This is a genomic window from Paracoccus sp. MKU1 (genome assembly GCF_001447385.1).
In the GTDB taxonomy this organism is placed as follows: Bacteria; Pseudomonadota; Alphaproteobacteria; order Rhodobacterales; family Rhodobacteraceae; genus Paracoccus.
In genome coordinates this window covers 20,343-37,427 of sequence record NZ_LLWQ01000221.1, presented here as the reverse complement: position 1 = coordinate 37,427, position 17,085 = coordinate 20,343, and the positions used below count along the sequence as shown (strand labels likewise).

The window sequence follows — 17,085 nt, the reverse complement described above, 5'->3', positions numbered from 1 at the left end:
GTTCCGACGCTGCTCGTTTATCTGCTCGTCCCCGGCAGAGCGCCGTTTTTCAGCGCATTTCCTTGGCCGGAGTCACCCCCAAGATACCAAGACCGGCCGAAATGACAACGCCAACGGACCGCACCAGCGCGATTTTCGCCGCCATGGCCGCCGGATCGCCCTCTTGCAGGAAGCGCAGCGACGGCTCGTCATTGCCGCGGTTCCACAGCGAATGCAGCTCGGAGGCGATGTCATAGAGGAAAAACGCGATCCGATGCGGCTCATGCGCGCGGGCGGCGATTTCGACGGTGCGTGGCCATTCTGCAACTTTCTTGGCCAGTTCCAGCTCGGCCGGATGCGATAGCCGGGCCAAATCGGCCCGGGCCAGCCCGGCATCCGAGGTATCGACGCCCATCTCGGCGGCCTTGTTCAGCACCGAGTTCACCCGGGCGCTGGCATATTGCACATACCAGACCGGGTTGTCCTTGGACTGCTCCAGCACACGCGCGAAGTCGAAATCCAGCGCCGCGTCGTTCTTGCGCGTCAGCATGTGGAAGCGGGTCACGTCCGCGCCCGCCTGCTCGACCACGTCGCGCAGGGTGACGAAGGTGCCGGCGCGCTTGGACATCTTGAAGGGCTCGCCGTTCTTGAACAGCTTGACCAGCTGGATCAGCTTGACGTCCAGCGGCACCCGGCCGTTCGACAGCGCCTTGACCGCCGCGGTCATGCGCTTGACATAGCCGCCATGATCGGCGCCGAACACGTCGATCAGCGCGTCGAAGCCGCGCTCGATCTTGTCCCAGTGATAGGCGATGTCGGGGGCGAAATAGGTCCAGGAACCGTCCGATTTCTTTACCGGCCGGTCCACGTCGTCGCCATGGACGGTGGAACGGAACAGCGTCTGCTCGCGCGGTTCCCAATCTTCTGGGGTCTTGCCCTTGGGCGGCTCCAGAACGCCTTCATAGATCAGGCCCTGCTGGCGCAGCCGCTCGATCGCGGCCTCGATCCGGCCGGTGCCGTAAAGCGCCTTCTCGCTGGAGAACACATCCATATGGACGTTGAGCAGCGCCAGATCCTCGCGGATCATGTCCATCATCGCCGCAGTGGCGAAGTCGCGCAGCTCGGCCAGCCATTCCGATTCCGGCTTGTCGAGCAGGCTGGTGCCGTATTTCGCCTTCAGCGCCTCGCCCACCGGGATCAGGTAGTCGCCGGGATAGAGCCCCTCGCGAATCTCGGGTTCCAGCCCGTTGGCCTCGCGGTAGCGTTCATAGGCGGAACGGGCCAGCACATCGACCTGGGCGCCGCCGTCGTTGATATAGTATTCGCGCGTGACCTCGTGGCCCGAGAAATCCAGCAGCGCCGCCAGCGCATCGCCGAAGACCGCGCCGCGGGTGTGGCCGACATGCATCGGCCCGGTCGGGTTGGCCGAGACGAATTCCACGTTGATCCGCTGGCCTCTGCCCATGTCGGAACGGCCGTAATCCGCGCCCTCGGTCAGCGCGGCACGCAGCACCCCCTGCCATTCGGCCGGCGCCAGGCGCAGGTTCAGGAAGCCCGGCCCCGCCACCTCGGCCGAGGCGATGCGGGGATCGGCGGCAAGGCGGGCGGCCAGCGCCTCGGCGATGTCGCGCGGCTTTTTCCCGGCCGGCTTGGCCAGCACCATGGCGGCATTGGTGGCCATGTCGCCATGCGCGGCGTCCCGGGGCGGCTCGACCGTCACATTGGCGGTGTCGAGTCCCGCAGGCAGCTCGCCCGCCTGTTCCATCTGCGCCAGCGCGCCGATCACCAGCGCGCGGATATCCGAAAAGAGGTTCATGGCTTCCATCCGTAAGATCGCACGGGGATAGCGCCTGCCCGAGGGGGCCGTCAACCGGGCCGGCTTTCGGACGCAAGGCCGGTCTGCAAGACGAAAAAGCCGCATCAGATTGACGCAGAGCGGGTTTTCGGCTAGGTCCGCGCTGTCTGCATCCGGCAGGCAAGGCAAGGGGCGTGCGGAAATTGCGTCCCGAACCGCCGCGAAGCCCCGGTTTCCGGGATGGGCGGCGATGGACGCAAGCACGGCGCGGGCTGGTTCCGCGCATTGATACGAAAGCCCTGAATGACCAAATTTTCCGATCTGAAGCTCGACCCCAAGGTCCTGAAAGCCATCGCCGAGGCGGGGTATGAAACCCCCACGCCGATCCAGGCGGGGGCGATTCCCCCGGCGCTGGAAGGCCGCGACGTGCTGGGCATCGCCCAGACCGGCACCGGCAAGACCGCCAGCTTCACCCTGCCGATGATCACGCTCCTGGGCCGGGGCCGCGCCCGCGCGCGGATGCCGCGGTCGCTGGTGCTGTGCCCGACGCGCGAACTCGCCGCCCAGGTGGCCGAGAACTTCGACATCTATGCCAAGCATACTCGGCTGACCAAGGCGCTGCTGATCGGCGGCGTCTCCTTCGGCGAACAGGACAAGCTGATCGACCGCGGCGTCGACGTGCTGATCGCCACGCCCGGCCGGCTGCTCGACCATTTCGAGCGCGGCAAGCTTCTGCTGACCGGCGTGCAGATCATGGTGGTGGACGAGGCGGACCGGATGCTCGACATGGGCTTCATCCCCGACATCGAGCGGATCTTCCAGCTGACGCCCTTCACCCGGCAGACGCTGTTCTTCAGCGCCACCATGGCGCCCGAGATCGAGCGCATCACCGACACCTTCCTGCATGCGCCCGAGCGCATCGAGGTGGCACGCCAGGCCACCACCAGCGAGACCATCACCCAGAAGCTGGTCGAGATCACCCCCACCCGCCGCGACCAGACCGCCAAGCAAAAGCGCGAATTGCTGCGCGCCCTGATCCGGGCCGAGGGCGAGGGGCTGAAGAACGCCATCATCTTCTGCAACCGCAAGACCGAGGTGGACATCGTCGCCAAGTCGCTCAAGGCGCATGGCTTCGACGCTGCGCCGATCCATGGCGACCTGGACCAGCGCCACCGCATGGCGACGCTGGACGGGTTCCGCGAAGGCACGCTGCGCTTCCTGATCGCCTCGGACGTGGCGGCGCGCGGGCTCGACATCCCGGCGGTCAGCCATGTGTTCAACTTCGACCTGCCCAGCCATGCCGAGGACTATGTCCACCGCATCGGCCGCACCGGCCGCGCCGGCCGCCAGGGCACGGCGATCTCGATCGCGACGCCGGCGGACGAGAAATATCTCGGCGCCATCGAATCGCTGGTCAAGCAGACCTTGCCCCGCGCCCCGGTCCCGGAAGGGTTCACGCTCTCCACCGCCGCCCAGGGCGCGCCCCGCCCCGCGCGCGAGGGCGGCCGCAAGGAACGCGGTCGCGACCGCGACCGCCGGGGCCGCCGCGACGACAGCGAGCAGCGTCCCGCCCATGAGCCGCGCGCCGAGGTCAAGCCCGTCGAACAGGCCGAACGCCGGCACGACCGCGCGCCCCGCGACGAGCGTCGCGAACGCCATGGCGAGCGTCACGACCGGCGCGAGGATCGCCGCACCGACCGCCATCCGGTCATGGGCATGGGCGACCACGTGCCCGAGTTCCTGACCCGCAGCTTCCGCCCGGGCTTCACCGAACCCGCCGAGGACGCGCCGACCGAGGAAACCGTCGCAGCGCCCCTGCGCGATCACGTCGCCGCGGCCCCGGCGCAGCAAGCCCGCCCCGAGCCCGAGCCGGCCGCACCCCCTGCTCCCCCTGCCGAGACCGCCATCTCCGAACCGCCTGCCGGGACCGAGGCCCAGGCCGAGCCGGTCGCCGAAGACCAACCCTCGACCGAACCTGCCGCCGCGCAGCCGGCCGAAGTCGTGTCGGAGCCGGCACCGGAAGCCGCGGCCTCTGCCGAACCTGCCGTGGCAGCCCCTGCCGAGCCGGCCGTAACCGCCGAACCCGAAGCCAAGGAAAAGCCTGTCCGCAAGCGCAAGCCGCGCACGCCCAAGGCCAAGGCCGAGCTGGAGGCTCCCGCTCCCGAGGTTCCGGAGGTGCAGGCGGAGGTCGCACAACCCGAGGCCGGGCAGGCCGAGGTCCCCGCCGAAGCCGAGCCCGCCGCCAAGCCCGCGCGCAAACCGGCAAAGAAGCCGGCCAAGCCCCGTGCACCCCGCAAGACCAAGGCGGCCAAGGCGGAAGCTCTCGGCAGCGAAGAACCCGGCGCCGATGCGGCGCCGAGCCCGGACGATACCATCGCCGGGGCCTGAGCCGGTTCCATGGCCTTCCCGGCCTTCACGCCATCCTCGCAGCGCGGGCGCCCGTCCTGGACGAGCCTCGTTCTCGGCGTGGGATTGGGCGCCATGGCGGCGCTGGGTCAGGCGCCCTGGGATCTCTGGCCGCTGACCCTGCTGGCGCTGGCGCTGCTCTGCCGGCAGATCGCCCATGCCGCAACGGCCCGCGCCGCCGCCTGGCATGGCTTTGCCGCCGGGCTGGGGCATTTCGCGCTGGCGATGTCCTGGATCGTCGAGCCTTTCCTGGTCGAGCCCGAGATCTATGGCTGGATGGCTCCTTTCGCGCTGGTCTTCATGGCGGCAGGCGGGGCGCTGTTCTGGACCGTCCCGGCCTGGCTCGGCGCCCGCCTCGCCCCCGGCTTCCCCGGGCAGGGGCTGGGCTTCGCGGCGCTGCTGGTGCTGTCGGACTGGATGCGGGGCTGGATCTTCACCGGCCTGCCCTGGGCGCTGACTGGCCATGTCTGGATCGACACCCCCGCCGGGCAGGTCGCGGCGACCTTTGGCGCGATCGGGCTGTCGGGCCTGACCATGCTGGCCGCCGCCCTGCCCCTGTGCTTTCACCGGGCCGGCCGGTTCCCGGCACTACCCGGCACGGTTCTTGCCGTGCTGGTCGTCGCCACCGCCTGGAGCGCGGGGCTTGCGCGCCTGGCCCAGCCCCTGCCGCCCGATACCGGCCTGCGCCTGCGCCTGATCCAGCCCGACGCCACCCAGGCGCTGAAATGGGATCCCTTCTGGTCCGAGGTGTTCTTCCGCCGCCTGCTCGACCTGTCGGCCGTGCGCGACGCCGATGTGCCGCCGCCCGATGCGGTGATCTGGCCCGAAACGGCGGTGAACTTCCTGCTCGAGCAATCCGGCACCGCCCCGAAGGAGATCGCCGCCTATGTCGGCACCCCGGTGATCCTTGGCATCCAGCGGGTCGAGGGCAGCCGCTATTTCAACAGCCTGACCGAATTCTCGGCCGCCGGAATCGGCCCCGTCTACGACAAGTTCCATCTGGTTCCCTTTGGCGAATACACGCCTTGGGGCGACATGATGGCGCAGTTCGGCATCCGCGCCTTTGCCGCGCAGCACGGTTTCGGCTATTCGGCCGGGCCGGGGCCGCAGGTCATGCGCCTGCCCGGCCTGCCGCCGATGCAGCCGCTGATCTGCTACGAGGCCGTGTTCGCCCATCACCTGATCGCCGGCGAGAACCGTCCGGACTGGCTCTTGCAAGTCACCAACGATGCTTGGTTCGGCCAGCTTTCTGGGCCGTGGCAGCATCTGGCGCAGGCCCGGCTGCGCACCATCGAATCGGGCCTGCCGCTGATGCGGGCCGCCAATACCGGCGTCTCGGCGGTAATCGACGCACGCGGGGGGCTTCGCGCCACGCTGGGGTTGAACCGCGCCGGCCGCATCGACGCGGCATTGCCCGGCGCGCTGCCGCCCACGCCCTGGTCGCGCTGGGGCGACTGGCCGGCCGTGGCGCTGGCGCTGGCGGCCTTCCTGCTCATCGCCGCGACGAGGCACCGCGCCACGTTGCGCAGTTGACGGCGACGGGCGCGTCCACTAACGCTTCGCCTGACCGTCACAACGGCTTCCTGGCGTGGCGGCGTCATTCCAACGGAGCATCTTCATGGCCAGACAGGACTATGTGTTCACCTCGGAATCCGTCTCCGAGGGCCACCCCGACAAGTTATGCGACCAGATCTCGGATGCGGTTCTGGACGCGCTTCTGGCCGAGGACCCGGCCGCCCGCGTCGCCTGCGAGGCTTTCGCGACCACCGGCACGGTCGTCATCGGCGGCGAGATCGGGCTGAGCGACAAGAAGAAGCTGGGCGAATACATGGGCAGCATCGCCGAAATCGCCCGCGACACCATCCGCGACATCGGCTATGAGCAGGAAAAGTTCCACTGGAACACCTGCCATGTCCACAACTACCTGCACGAGCAATCCGCCCATATCAGCCAGGGCGTCGACCGCGACGGCGCCGGCGACCAGGGCATCATGTTCGGCTATGCCGTGGACGAGACGCCGGAATTGATGCCCGCGCCGATCCAGTATGCCCATGCCATCCTGCGCCGCCTGGCCGAGGCGCGCAAATCCGGCGCCGAGCCGACGCTGGGGCCGGATGCGAAATCCCAGTTGAGCCTGCGCTACGAAAACGGCAAGCCGGTCGAGATCACCAGCCTGGTGCTGTCGCACCAGCACAAGGACGAGACGCAGACCTCGGACGACATCCGCGCCATCGTCGAGCCCTATATCCGCGAGGTGCTGCCCGAGGGGTGGCTGACCGAGCGCACGGAATGGTGGGTGAACCCGACGGGCACCTTCGTCATCGGCGGGCCGGACGGCGACGCCGGCCTGACCGGGCGCAAGATCATCGTCGATACCTATGGCGGCGCGGCCCCGCATGGCGGCGGCGCCTTCTCGGGCAAGGACCCGACCAAGGTCGACCGCTCTGCCGCCTATGCCGCGCGCTACCTGGCCAAGAACGTGGTCGCGGCGGGCCTGGCGAAGCGCTGCGTGATCCAGCTCTCCTATGCCATCGGCGTGGCGAAGCCGCTGTCGATCTATGCCGATACCTTCGGCACCAGCGAGATCCCCGAGGCCGAGATCGAGCGCGCCGTCTCGCGCGCCATGGACCTGACGCCGCGCGGCATCCGCGAGCATCTGGCGCTCTGCCGCCCGATCTATCGCCGCACCGCTGCCTACGGCCATTTCGGCCGCACCCCCGAGGCCGATGGCGGCTTCTCCTGGGAACGGACCGATCTGGCCGAGGCGATCAAGCGCGAGCTGTAAGGCAGCCGGGGGCTTCGCCCCCGCGCGTTCCGCGCTCCCCCAGGATATTTCGGCACGGAAGAAGCCAGGAGGTCGCGCCCGAGCTTCGCCCTGCTTCTTTCGTGGACAAATATCCTGCGGGGGAAGCCCGTCGGGCTTGCACGACGGGCGTGGGGGCGCAAAGCCCCCATTCCTCAATCCTTGAAGCTGCGGCTGTCCTTGATCTGGTCCCAAGCCCAGACCACTTCCTGAAGGCGATCTTCGTCCGAGCGATCACCGCCGTTCATATCGGGATGAAGATCCTTGACCAGGGACTTGTATTGCTTGCGGATCTCGGCCCGGGTCCAGGTTTCCTTGGCCTCGAGGATCTCCAGCGCCCGGCGCTCGGTGGGCGGCAGTTTCCGGGTCGCAGCCTTGCGCAGCTCGGGATTGGTGCCGTTCGCGCCCAGGATCTCCAGCGGATCGTCGATGCCGTGGCGGGCCCATTTCTGCTCCTGCGCGGCGCGGCCGAAGGGCTTGGTCGGCCGTTCCCAAACCGTGGCATTGTCCAGGAACTCCTGGAACTCGGCCTCGGACTGGCCCTGGAAATAGTTCCAGTTCAGGTTGTATTCGCGCACGTGGTCCTTGCAGAACCAGTAATATTCGTCCAGCGCCCGCGGCGATTTCGGCGCGCGATACTGGCCGGGCTGGTTGCAGCCTTCCTTGTCGCAGATCCGCTTCGAGGTCTCGAAGGCGCCGGACATGCCGCGCCGGCCCTTGGCCCGGCGTTTCTTGTCCGAAGCCGCGGAAATGTCGAATCCGAACGGGTCGCTGTTGCTCATCTGCCTGCCTTGTCCTGAACGGGACAGGCAGTTTAGGCTATTTCGCGAGACATGAAAGGGGGCAAGCGCATGATTGCCGACGAGATGCGAAAAAGACTGGCCGAACTCCAGCCCTCGCGGCTGGAAATTATCGATGAAAGCGAGATTCATCGTGGTCATGGCGGCTGGCGCGAGGGCGGCGAGACGCATTTCCGCATCCGCATGGCCAGCCCGCAATTCGCCGGGCTGGGCCATGTCGCGCGCCATCGGCTGGTGCATGCCACCTTGGGCGACATCGTGCCGCGCATCCATGCGCTGGCGCTGGAACTGGCGGAAAACTGACCCGTTAGCGCGCGCGGTCTTGCCCGGCCGGGGCGCCGGGCGTAGAAGCCCCGAAAAGCAGAAAGCACAAGGAATTCCCGCATGACCTCGCCCAAGGATTTCAACGATCGCATGCTGTCGCTCGGCCTTGCCCGCGTCAGCGAGGCGGCCGCCCATGCCTCGGCGCGGCTGATCGGCCGCGGCGACGAGAAAGCCGCCGACCAGGCCGCCGTGAACGCGATGCGCGACCAGCTGAACATGCTGGACATCAAGGGCGTCGTCGTCATCGGCGAGGGCGAGCGGGACGAGGCGCCGATGCTGTTCATCGGCGAGGAGGTCGGCACCGGTCAGGGGCCCGCCGTCGATATCGCGCTCGACCCGCTGGAGGGCACCACGCTGACCGCCAAGGACATGCCGAACGCGCTGACCGTGATCGCCATGGCGCCTCGCGGCACGCTGCTGCATGCGCCCGATGTCTATATGGAAAAGCTCGCCATCGGCCCCGGCTATCCCAAGGACGTGGTCAGCCTGGACATGTCGCCCTCCGAACGGGTGCGGGCGCTGGCCAAGGCGGGCGGCGTCAAGGACAGCGACATCACCGTCTGCATCCTGGAGCGGCCCCGGCACGAGGATCTGGTGGCCGAGGTACGCTCGACCGGCGCGGCCATCCGCCTGATCACCGACGGCGACGTCGCCGGCGTGATCCATTGCGCCGAGGCGGAACTGACCGGCATCGACATGTATATGGGCTCGGGCGGCGCCCCCGAGGGGGTTCTGGCTGCCTCGGCGCTGAAATGCATGGGCGGTCAGATGTGGGGCAAGCTCCTGTTCCGCAACGAGGATGAGAAAGCGCGCGCCGCCAAGGCCGGCATCACCGACCTGGACCGCATCTATTCGCGCGACGAGATGGTCACCGCCGACGTGATCTTTGCCGCGACCGGTGTCACCAACGGCTCGATCGTCGCCGGCGTCAAGCGCGAGCCGCATTACCTGCAAACCGAGACCATCCTGATGCGCTCGAAAACCGGATCGGTGCGGCGCATGATCTATCGCAACCCGATCAAGTAAGCGGCCAGACAGGCTTGAACAGCGGGCGGTCATGGGGGATGAAGCCCGCATGACCGCCTTTCTTTCCGTAGAATCCTCGCTGACCGGCCGTCTCTGGCGCGGTCCCGATGCCATGCTGGAACGCGCCGCCGAGGCGCTGGCCCAGGACAGCCGCCTGCCCCTGCCCGTCAGCCGGGTGCTGGCCGCGCGCGGCGTGCCCGCGCATGAGGCGCCGCTTTACCTCGATCCCAAGCTGCGCGACCTGCTGCCAGATCCCCTGAGCCTGCGCGACATGGACAAGGCCGCCGAGCGGCTGGTCGCCGCCGTGCTGGCCGGCCAGCGCATCGCCATCTTCGCCGATTACGACGTGGATGGCGGCGCCTCGGCGGCACTGCTGCTGGACTGGCTGCGCCGCCAGGGCCGCGACGCCACGCTTTATATCCCCGACCGCATCGACGAGGGCTATGGCCCGAACGCCCCGGCTATCGCGGCGCTGTCGCAGGAGCACGACCTGATCGTCTGCGTCGATTGCGGCACGCTCAGCTTTGATGCCCTGGCGGCCTCGACCTGCGACGTGATCGTGCTGGACCACCACCAAGGCGGCGAGACCCTGCCCCCGGTGCTGGCCGTGGTGAACCCGAATCGCGCCGACGAGGACGGCAGCCTTGGCCATCTCTGCGCCGCGGGCGTGGTGTTCCTGACGCTGGTGCGCTGCAACAGCCTGCTGCGCCAGTCCGGCCAGCCGCAGCCCGACCTGATCGCGCTGCTCGACCTGGTGGCGCTGGCGACGGTGGCGGATGTGGCGCCGCTGGTGGGGGTGAACCGCGCCTTCGTGCGGCAGGGTCTGCTGATCATGGCCCGGCGCGAGCGTCCCGGCCTAGTGGCGCTGTCGGACGTGGCGCGGCTCGATTCGGCGCCGAACGCCTTTCACCTGGGCTTTCTTCTGGGGCCGCGCATCAATGCCGGCGGCCGCGTCGGCCGCGCCGACCTGGGGGCGCTGTGCCTGTCCTGCACCGATGGCCGGCAGGCCGAGCGGCTGGCGGCCGAGCTGGACGCGCTGAACCGCGACCGCCGCGCCATCGAGGCCGCGGTGCGCGACGAGGCCCTGGCCCAGGTCGAGGCGCGGGCCCAGGCCGGGGCCGGCGACGGCCTGGTCGCCTGGGCGGCGGGCGACGGCTGGCATCCCGGCGTCGTCGGCATCGTTGCCGCGCGGGTGAAGGAGGCGACCGGTCTGCCCTCAGTGGTGATCGGGATCGAGCGCGGCATCGGCAAGGGCTCGGCCCGCTCGGTGCCCGGCGTCGATCTGGGCCGCGCCATCCAGCGCCTCGCCGCCGAAGGGCTGCTCCTGAAGGGCGGCGGGCATGCCATGGCGGCCGGGCTGACCATCGAGGAGGCGAAGATCCCCGAGGCCATGGCGCGGCTGTCCCAGCTTCTGGCCCGCGAGATGGCCGAGCGGCCCGGCGCTGGCGAGCTGCGCATCTCGGGGCTGCTGGACCCCGCGGGCGCCACGGTCGAGCTGATGCAGATGCTGGAGCGCGCCGGCCCCTTCGGCCAGGCCGCGCCGGCGCCGCGCTTTGCCTTTGCCGAGCAGCTGATCGACAGCGCCGGGGCGATGGGCGACAGCCACCTGCGCCTGCGCTTCCGCAGCCCCGGCAGCCCGGCGCTGGAGGCGGTGGCCTGGGGCGCGATGAGCGGCCCGCTCGGCCCGGCGCTGCTGGGCGCCAGGGGCCGGCGCTTCCATCTGGCGGGCAAGCTGGAACTCACGCAATGGGGCGGGCGCGAGCGGGTGCGGCTGCGCCTGGACGATGCCGCGCCGGCAGGGTGAGCCTGTCGGCTCCGGCCGGAAAAAACTTTGTGCTGAGGTGATTTTTCCGCTTGCAGGCCCCGAGCAGAGAACCTAAATACCGCCCCACGCCGCAGGGCACCGCCCGGCGGATACAGAAAGTGGCCCGTTCGTCTATCGGTTAGGACGTCAGGTTTTCAACCTGAAAAGAGGGGTTCGACTCCCCTACGGGCTGCCACTTCATCACTTATTCCCCCTTACTTTCAATGGCTTGAGAACTGCGATTGTCCTGCAATTCGTGGAATGAGGGCAATTTACTCATGCCGCTATCGGCGAACTGGGCGCGCCCTGCCGCCTTGGTATAGGTCGCGGCTTCCTGCCGCATCTTATGCGCGAGGAATGCCATGATCTCGTATCCGTCGCCCCAGCATAGGCCAAGCGGGTCGGGCGCCGCCTATCGGGCGCTGATGGCCGGACCGAAGTCACGGGCTGCCGACGATCTGCCCGATGCTGCTGGCAAAACCGACATCGTCTCGGCGGCCGCCACGGCACGACAACCCGTTCTCATGGGCGATTGGATGCGCCCCGGGCACGCATGTCGACCAGATCGGCGAGTTGATGCAGCCGACCTGCTCCGGCGCCATTACCCCCGACCATGTGCGGGGGAACCGGCACGACCTGATGGCGGCGGGCAGGTCCAGCCGCCAGCCCGATGGCCAGATCACATTGCTCAAGGATGGCGGCGGCGACGCACATCCGATGATCGCCACAGACGTCGTCGAAGCGGCCAGGTCTGCCAGATCGTCATGGGCAGGCCATGCCTATCGCTGGCCGATCCGGATGCGGTGCCGGTCATCGATGGTGAGCCGGAAAAGCGAGTGATCCGGTGAATCATTCGCCCGGCGGACGGTTTTCTGAAGCAGGGTCAGGCCGCGCCTCCTCCCCTGATCCGATGGTCCATCCAGAAAATCCGCCGCGTCGCCAACCGCATGGCACAGCGCCGGATCCAACCCGCACGCATCATTGCATGGTCGCCGTGGCGAAGGGCGCATCAGGCCGCGGCAAGACAGGCACACATCAAACCAAAAACGCAACGGTAATGATAGGTCGGGCTCCTTCGCGGCAAGACGGGCGCTGCGGGTCGTCCCACCGGGCGATCGTTCCCCTCGCCGGCAAGCCGGTTACGCCTCTCAGCCGCCGATCGCCGGATCTACAGCCCGATGGCCTTGTAGGCCTGCGCCACCTCGTCGATGGCCAGCACATAGGCGGCGGTGCGCAGGTCCGGGTAGCTGCCGTCGGGGCGGTTCCACAGCGCGCTCATCCGGCGATAGGCGGCGCGCATGATGTCGTCGAGCCCCGAGCGGACCAGCGCGATCTCGCTGCGCGCTTCCAGGAAGCGGGCATGTTCGCTGGGAAAGTCCCGGCCGGTCATCTGCTCCAGCGAGCGGGCCAGCAGCCGGTGCTCGTCCTCCTCCAGCCGCCGCTCCATCAGGCCGAAGGGGATGTGGCTGAGGTTCTTCACCCATTCGAAATAGGACACCACCACGCCGCCGGCATTGGCAAACAGGTCGGGCAGGATGATCTTGCCGGCCTGGCGCAGGATCGTGTCGGCCGCTTTGGTCGTGGGGCCGTTGGCGGCCTCGACGATCAGCGCCGCCTTGATGGTGGCGGCATTCTCCTCGGTGATCGCGCCCTCGGCGGCGGCGGGGATCAGGATGTCGCAATCGTCGGCCAGCGCCCCCATGTCGGGCGGGCTCACCGCGCCGCCGGCAAAGCCCTCGACCGAGCCGGTCTGGACCAGATGCGCCTTGAGCGCGTCGATGTCGATGCCCTGGGGATTGCGCACCACGCCGCTGCGTTCGATCACCGTGACGATGCGGACGCCGTCCTCTTGCGACAGGAACTTGGCCGCGTGGAAGCCCACGTTTCCAAGGCCCTGCACCACGCAAGTGAGGCCGTTCAGGGTCTCGGCCTGGAAGCCGGCGCGGGCCCGGTCGGCGGGATGGCGGAAGAATTCGCGGATGGCGTATTGCACGCCGCGGCCTGTGGCCTCGGTGCGGCCCTCGATGCCGCCGCCGCCGACCGGCTTGCCGGTGACGCAACCCAGGGCGTTGATGTCCTGCGGGCGGGCGCGGCGGTATTCGTCGGCGATCCACATCATGTTCAGCTCGCCCGTGCCCATGTCCGGCGCTGGCACATTGGCAGCCGAGCTGAGGAATTCATGCGCCATCAGTTCCTGGGCGAAGCGGCGGGTGATCTTTTCCAGCTCGGTCTCGGTCCAGTCGGCGGGGTCGATCTTCAGCGCCCCCTTGGAGCCACCGAAGGGCAGCCGCACCAGCGCGCATTTATAGGTCATCAGCGCCGCCAGCGCCTCGACCTCGTCCTGGTCGGCATTGGGGGCGAAGCGGATGCCGCCCTTGGCCGGGCGGTTATGCGTCGAATGCACCGCCCGCCAGCCGGTAAAGGTATGCATCCGCCCGCGCAGCCGCACGCCGAAGCGGGTGACATAGGTCGCGTTGCAGACCTTGATCTTCTCGGCCAGCCCCTCGGGCAGGTCGCAATGCGCGGCCGCGACGTCGAACATCTCGTTCACATCGGCCAGGAATGATTGATTGCTCATGGAACGCCTCCTCCGGGCTCTTTCTGGAAAACAGGGGGCCGTGGCGGGCCCCCTGCGGAATGTCAGCCGGCCAGCAGCGCGGCGTTGCCGCCTGCTGCGGTGGTGTCCACGCAAAGGTGGCGCTCATGCGCGACATGGGCAAGGTCGGGCATGGCGGTGATCAACTGCACGATCTCGCCCTCGCGCGCGGCCAGGGCCTGGGCATAGGCGCGGCCGCGCGCCTCGTCCCCCCACCAGAGCACGGCGGAAAGCTGCGGCAGCCGGGTCAGGGCCTCGGGGGGCAGTGCGCCATCGGCGCCGACGGCCTGCCCGCCAAGCGCCTCGACCGCCGCCACCTGCGCCGCCACGGCCTCGGCCCCAGGGCCAAGGCAGAGGACCGGCGGGCGGGTATGGGCGGTCAGGCGGTTCAACTCGCCCGTGGGGCCGGGCATCAGCCGCTCCTCGATCTTCTTCGGGGCCGCATCGGCGAGCGCGCCGCGCAGCCGGGCCTCGTCGGCCTGGCCCTGCCAGGTTCCGGCAGAGGCCGCAGGCGCGGCGGGCGTGAAGAAGCGCGGCACATAGCGCGGCCCGCCGGCCTTGGGCCCGGTGCCCGACAGCCCCTCGCCGCCGAAGGGCTGGCTGCCCACCACGGCGCCGATCTGGTTGCGGTTCACGTAGATGTTGCCGACGTGAATCGCATCCGACACCTCCTGCACGCGGCTGTCGATGCGGGTGTGCAACCCGAAGGTCAGGCCGAAGCCGCGGGCGTTGATCTCGGCGATCACCTGGTCCAGCTGGTCGCCGCGGAAGGTCGCGACATGCAGGACCGGGCCGAAGATCTCGCGCTCCAGATCGGCGATGCCGCCGACTTTCAGCATGGTCGGCGGGATGAAATAACCGCGCGACGGGACCGCCAGCTTGTGCAGCAGGCGATTTGCATTGGCGGCGATGTAATCGGCGATTTCCTTTTGCGCGCCGGGGTCGATCACCGGACCGACATCGGTGGTCAGATCCCACGGGTCGCCGACACGCAGCTCGTCCATGGCGCCCTTGATCATCTCGATCAGATGCGGCGCCACGTCCTCCTGCACATAAAGGCAGCGCAACGCAGAACACCGCTGGCCGGCCGAACGGAAGGCCGAGTTCACGATGTCGCGCACCGCCTGTTCCGGCAGCGCGGTGGAATCCACGATCATCGCGTTCAGCCCGCCGGTCTCGGCAATCAGCGGCGTGCCGGGCGCCAGGTTTGCGGCCATGGTGCGGGCGATGGTCTGCGCGGTCTCGGTCGAGCCGGTAAAGACCAGCCCGGCGACGCGCGGGTCCGAGGTCATCGCGGTGCCGACCACGCTGCCGCGGCCGGGCAGCAGTTGCAGCGCGGTTTTCGGAACGCCCGCCTGATGCAGCAGGCCGATGGCATAGGCGGCAATGATCGGCGTCGGCTCGGCCGGCTTGGCGATCACCGCATTGCCGGCCATCAGCGCCGCCGCGATCTGGCCGGTGAAGATCGCCAGCGGAAAGTTCCACGGGCTGATTGCGCCGACGATGCCGCGCGGGGCATCGGAGCAATTCTCGCCCTCGGCGGCGTAATAGCGCAGGAAATCCACCGCCTCGCGCAGTTCGGCCACCGCATCGGCCAGCGACTTGCCGGCCTCGCGGCCGAGAATGCCGAAGATCGGGCCGTAATGGTCCTCGTAGAGATCGGCGGCGCGGCGCAGCACCGCGGCGCGTTCCGCCGCCGGCGCGTCCCAGACCCGCGCGTCGTCGATGGCGCGGGCAGCGGTCTCGGCATCGACCATCATCACCCGGGCGATCTTCTCGCCCGTCGCGGGGTTGACGACATCCTGCATCTTGCCCGTGGGCTCCGAGACGGTCAGCGGCATCGCATCCGGGATTGCCACGTCGCGGGCGGCATAAATACGGGCCAGCGTTTCCTCGTCGGTCAGGTCGAAGCCGGTCGAGTTCCGACGCGAGGTCCCGAACAGCGCATCGGGCGCCACCAGCGACCGCGGCGGCTGGGCAGTCGCCAGCGCCTCGAAGGGATCGCGGGCGACCTCCTCGGGCGAGACGGATTCATCCACGATCTGGTGCACGAAGCTGGAATTGGCACCGTTCTCCAGCAGGCGGCGCACCAGATAGGCCAAGAGGTCGCGATGCGCGCCGACGGGCGCATAGATGCGGCAGCGGGCGTTGTGGTCGCGCAGCACGATGTCGTGCAGCCGCTCGCCCATGCCGTGCAGGCGCTGGAACTCGAAGCGGGTCTCGCCCGCCATCTCCAGGATCGCCGCGACGGTATGGGCGTTATGGGTGGCGAATTGCGGATAGATGCGGTCGGCATAGCCGATCAGCTTGCGGGCATTGGCGATATAGCTGACATCGGTCGCGACCTTGCTGGTGAACAACGGAAAGCCGGGGAAGCCCTCGACCTGGGCGCGCTTGATCTCGGTGTCCCAATAGGCGCCCTTGACCAGCCGCACCATGATGCGCCGGTCGAGCCGGGCGGCGGTGTCGTAAAGCCAGTCGATCACCTGCCCGGCGCGCTTGCCATAGGCCTGCACCACCACGCCGAACCCGTCCCAGCCGGCCAGAGAGGGGTCGGCCAGCACCGCCTCGATCACCTTCAGCGACAGCACCAGCCGGTCCTGCTCCTCGGCGTCGATGTTCATGCCCATGCCGGCGGCCTTGGCCTGGCGCGCCAGCTTCAGCACCACCGGCACCAGCTCGGTCATGACGCGGGCTTGCTGCGCCACCTCGTAGCGCGGATGCAGGGCCGAGAGCTTGATCGAGATGCCGGGATTGTCCTCGACCGAGCCCTTGGTGCAGGCTTTCGCGATGGCCGCGATGGCATCGGAATAGGCGCGGTCGTAGCGCGCGGCATCAGCGCCGGTCATCGCCGCCTCGCCCAGCATGTCGTAGCTGTAGGTAAAGCCCTGCGCCTCGCGCTTGGCCGCGCGTTCCAGCGCCGCCTCGATGGTCTGGCCCAGCACGAATTGCCGGCCCATCTCCTTCATGGCGCGGCCGACGGCGGTGCGGATCACCGGCTCGCCCAGCCGCCGCACGGCGCGGCGCAGCGTGCCCGCGATGCCGGCCTGATCGTCATCCAGCACCTTGCCGGTCAGCATCAGCGCCCAAGTCGAGGCGTTGACCAGCGACGAGGATGCCTCGCCCAGATGCCTGCCCCAGTCCGATGGCGCGATCTTGTCCTCGATCAGCGCGTCGATGGTCATGCGGTCGGGGACGCGCAGCATCGCCTCGGCCAGGCACATCAGCGCCACGCCCTCGCGCGTGGACAGCCCGTATTCGGCCAGGAAATGCTCCATCATCGTCGGCCGGGCCTCGGCGCGGATGCGGCGCACCAGACCCGCGGCCCGGTGCGTGATCGCGGCGCGCGCCCCGATGTCCAGCGCGGCTTGCGCGACCAACCCCCTGAGCAGTTCCGCCTCGTCGGCGAATTTCGCCTGCGTGGAAAACACGTCCGAAAGCACGGTGGGGTTGACACGAGTCATGCCGATCTCCTTATTCGATAGGATAGGAATACCAGATGGCTGCTAGGCGGTGCGCCTGAAGATGACCCATCCGGTAGGCTGATGGAAC

The 17,085-nt window shown here is 68.6% G+C and carries 11 protein-coding genes, 1 tRNA gene, 1 pseudogene and 1 riboswitch; of the genes and pseudogenes, 8 read left to right on the top strand and 5 right to left on the bottom strand.

Features of this window, described 5'->3' with window-relative positions:
- Nucleotides 1-49: 49 nt before the first annotated feature.
- Nucleotides 50-1,795, bottom strand: a complete 1,746-nt coding sequence (gene argS / locus AQY21_RS25645; protein ID WP_058100415.1) for an arginine--tRNA ligase — start codon at nt 1,793-1,795, stop codon at nt 50-52.
- A 282-nt stretch (nt 1,796-2,077) separates the two neighbouring features.
- Here argS and AQY21_RS25640 point away from each other — a divergent pair.
- The 3 genes and pseudogenes from AQY21_RS25640 to metK form a co-directional block, all read left to right on the top strand.
- Nucleotides 2,078-3,539 (top strand): annotated as a pseudogene (locus AQY21_RS25640) (DEAD/DEAH box helicase); the annotation flags it as partial.
- Nucleotides 3,540-4,171: 632 nt separating this feature from the next.
- Entirely contained in the window at nt 4,172-5,713 is a 1,542-nt protein-coding gene (gene lnt, locus AQY21_RS25635) for an apolipoprotein N-acyltransferase (protein ID WP_058100413.1), read from the top strand.
- Nucleotides 5,714-5,744: 31 nt separating this feature from the next.
- Nucleotides 5,745-5,793: riboswitch (SAM-SAH riboswitch) on the top strand.
- A 5-nt stretch (nt 5,794-5,798) separates the two neighbouring features.
- Nucleotides 5,799-6,965, top strand: a complete 1,167-nt coding sequence (gene metK / locus AQY21_RS25630) for a methionine adenosyltransferase (RefSeq protein WP_058100412.1) — start codon at nt 5,799-5,801, stop codon at nt 6,963-6,965.
- Nucleotides 6,966-7,138: 173 nt separating this feature from the next.
- On the opposite strand, the gene AQY21_RS25625 is transcribed toward metK, so the two are convergent.
- Nucleotides 7,139-7,765, bottom strand: coding sequence for a J domain-containing protein (locus AQY21_RS25625; RefSeq protein ID WP_058100411.1), 627 nt, complete (start codon nt 7,763-7,765; stop codon nt 7,139-7,141).
- A gap of 69 nt (nt 7,766-7,834) precedes the next feature.
- Here AQY21_RS25625 and AQY21_RS25620 point away from each other — a divergent pair, with 69 nt between their 5' ends.
- The 4 genes from AQY21_RS25620 to AQY21_RS25605 all read left to right on the top strand — a co-directional run bounded on the left by AQY21_RS25620 (nt 7,835) and on the right by AQY21_RS25605 (nt 11,133).
- Nucleotides 7,835-8,086, top strand: coding sequence for a BolA family transcriptional regulator (locus tag AQY21_RS25620; protein WP_058100410.1), 252 nt, complete (start codon nt 7,835-7,837; stop codon nt 8,084-8,086).
- Between the two features lie 81 nt (nt 8,087-8,167).
- On the top strand, nt 8,168-9,133 hold the full coding sequence (gene glpX / locus AQY21_RS25615) for a class II fructose-bisphosphatase (RefSeq protein ID WP_058100409.1): 966 nt from the start codon (nt 8,168-8,170) through the stop codon (nt 9,131-9,133).
- Between the two features lie 49 nt (nt 9,134-9,182).
- Nucleotides 9,183-10,937: a single-stranded-DNA-specific exonuclease RecJ gene (gene recJ, locus AQY21_RS25610; RefSeq protein WP_058100408.1), complete on the top strand. Its 1,755-nt coding sequence runs from the start codon at nt 9,183-9,185 to the stop codon at nt 10,935-10,937.
- A 121-nt stretch (nt 10,938-11,058) separates the two neighbouring features.
- A tRNA-Glu gene (locus AQY21_RS25605) sits at nt 11,059-11,133 on the top strand.
- Between the two features lie 9 nt (nt 11,134-11,142).
- Here the strand turns inward: AQY21_RS25605 and AQY21_RS29120 are convergent.
- Nucleotides 11,143-11,301: a hypothetical protein gene (locus AQY21_RS29120; RefSeq protein ID WP_161906121.1), complete on the bottom strand. Its 159-nt coding sequence runs from the start codon at nt 11,299-11,301 to the stop codon at nt 11,143-11,145.
- A gap of 101 nt (nt 11,302-11,402) precedes the next feature.
- Here AQY21_RS29120 and AQY21_RS28855 point away from each other — a divergent pair, with 101 nt between their 5' ends.
- Nucleotides 11,403-11,777 carry a hypothetical protein gene (locus AQY21_RS28855; protein ID WP_152988343.1) on the top strand — a complete coding sequence of 125 codons (375 nt, stop codon included), beginning with the start codon at nt 11,403-11,405 and terminating at the stop codon, nt 11,775-11,777.
- A gap of 328 nt (nt 11,778-12,105) precedes the next feature.
- Here AQY21_RS28855 and AQY21_RS25595 read toward each other — a convergent pair whose 3' ends face one another.
- Together AQY21_RS25595 and putA are read right to left on the bottom strand one after the other, a co-directional pair.
- On the bottom strand, nt 12,106-13,515 hold the full coding sequence (locus tag AQY21_RS25595; protein WP_058100406.1) for a Glu/Leu/Phe/Val dehydrogenase: 1,410 nt from the start codon (nt 13,513-13,515) through the stop codon (nt 12,106-12,108).
- A 62-nt stretch (nt 13,516-13,577) separates the two neighbouring features.
- Nucleotides 13,578-16,997 (bottom strand): bifunctional proline dehydrogenase/L-glutamate gamma-semialdehyde dehydrogenase PutA, encoded by a 3,420-nt coding sequence (putA, locus tag AQY21_RS25590; RefSeq protein WP_058100405.1) that lies wholly within the window; start codon nt 16,995-16,997, stop codon nt 13,578-13,580.
- Nucleotides 16,998-17,085: the final 88 nt, after the last annotated feature.

What these genes read in the sequence shown, in the direction of transcription:
- argS (WP_058100415.1), bottom strand. Translation starts at nt 1,795, where the DNA reads ATGAACCTCTTTTCGGATATCCGCGCGCTGGTGATCGGCGCGCTGGCG.
- lnt (WP_058100413.1), top strand. Translation starts at nt 4,172, where the DNA reads ATGGCCTTCCCGGCCTTCACGCCATCCTCGCAGCGCGGGCGCCCGTCC.
- metK (WP_058100412.1), top strand. Translation starts at nt 5,799, where the DNA reads ATGGCCAGACAGGACTATGTGTTCACCTCGGAATCCGTCTCCGAGGGC.
- AQY21_RS25625 (WP_058100411.1), bottom strand. Translation starts at nt 7,765, where the DNA reads ATGAGCAACAGCGACCCGTTCGGATTCGACATTTCCGCGGCTTCGGAC.
- AQY21_RS25620 (WP_058100410.1), top strand. Translation starts at nt 7,835, where the DNA reads ATGATTGCCGACGAGATGCGAAAAAGACTGGCCGAACTCCAGCCCTCG.
- glpX (WP_058100409.1), top strand. Translation starts at nt 8,168, where the DNA reads ATGACCTCGCCCAAGGATTTCAACGATCGCATGCTGTCGCTCGGCCTT.
- recJ (WP_058100408.1), top strand. Translation starts at nt 9,183, where the DNA reads ATGACCGCCTTTCTTTCCGTAGAATCCTCGCTGACCGGCCGTCTCTGG.
- AQY21_RS29120 (WP_161906121.1), bottom strand. Translation starts at nt 11,301, where the DNA reads ATGGCATTCCTCGCGCATAAGATGCGGCAGGAAGCCGCGACCTATACC.
- AQY21_RS28855 (WP_152988343.1), top strand. Translation starts at nt 11,403, where the DNA reads ATGCTGCTGGCAAAACCGACATCGTCTCGGCGGCCGCCACGGCACGAC.
- AQY21_RS25595 (WP_058100406.1), bottom strand. Translation starts at nt 13,515, where the DNA reads ATGAGCAATCAATCATTCCTGGCCGATGTGAACGAGATGTTCGACGTC.
- putA (WP_058100405.1), bottom strand. Translation starts at nt 16,997, where the DNA reads ATGACTCGTGTCAACCCCACCGTGCTTTCGGACGTGTTTTCCACGCAG.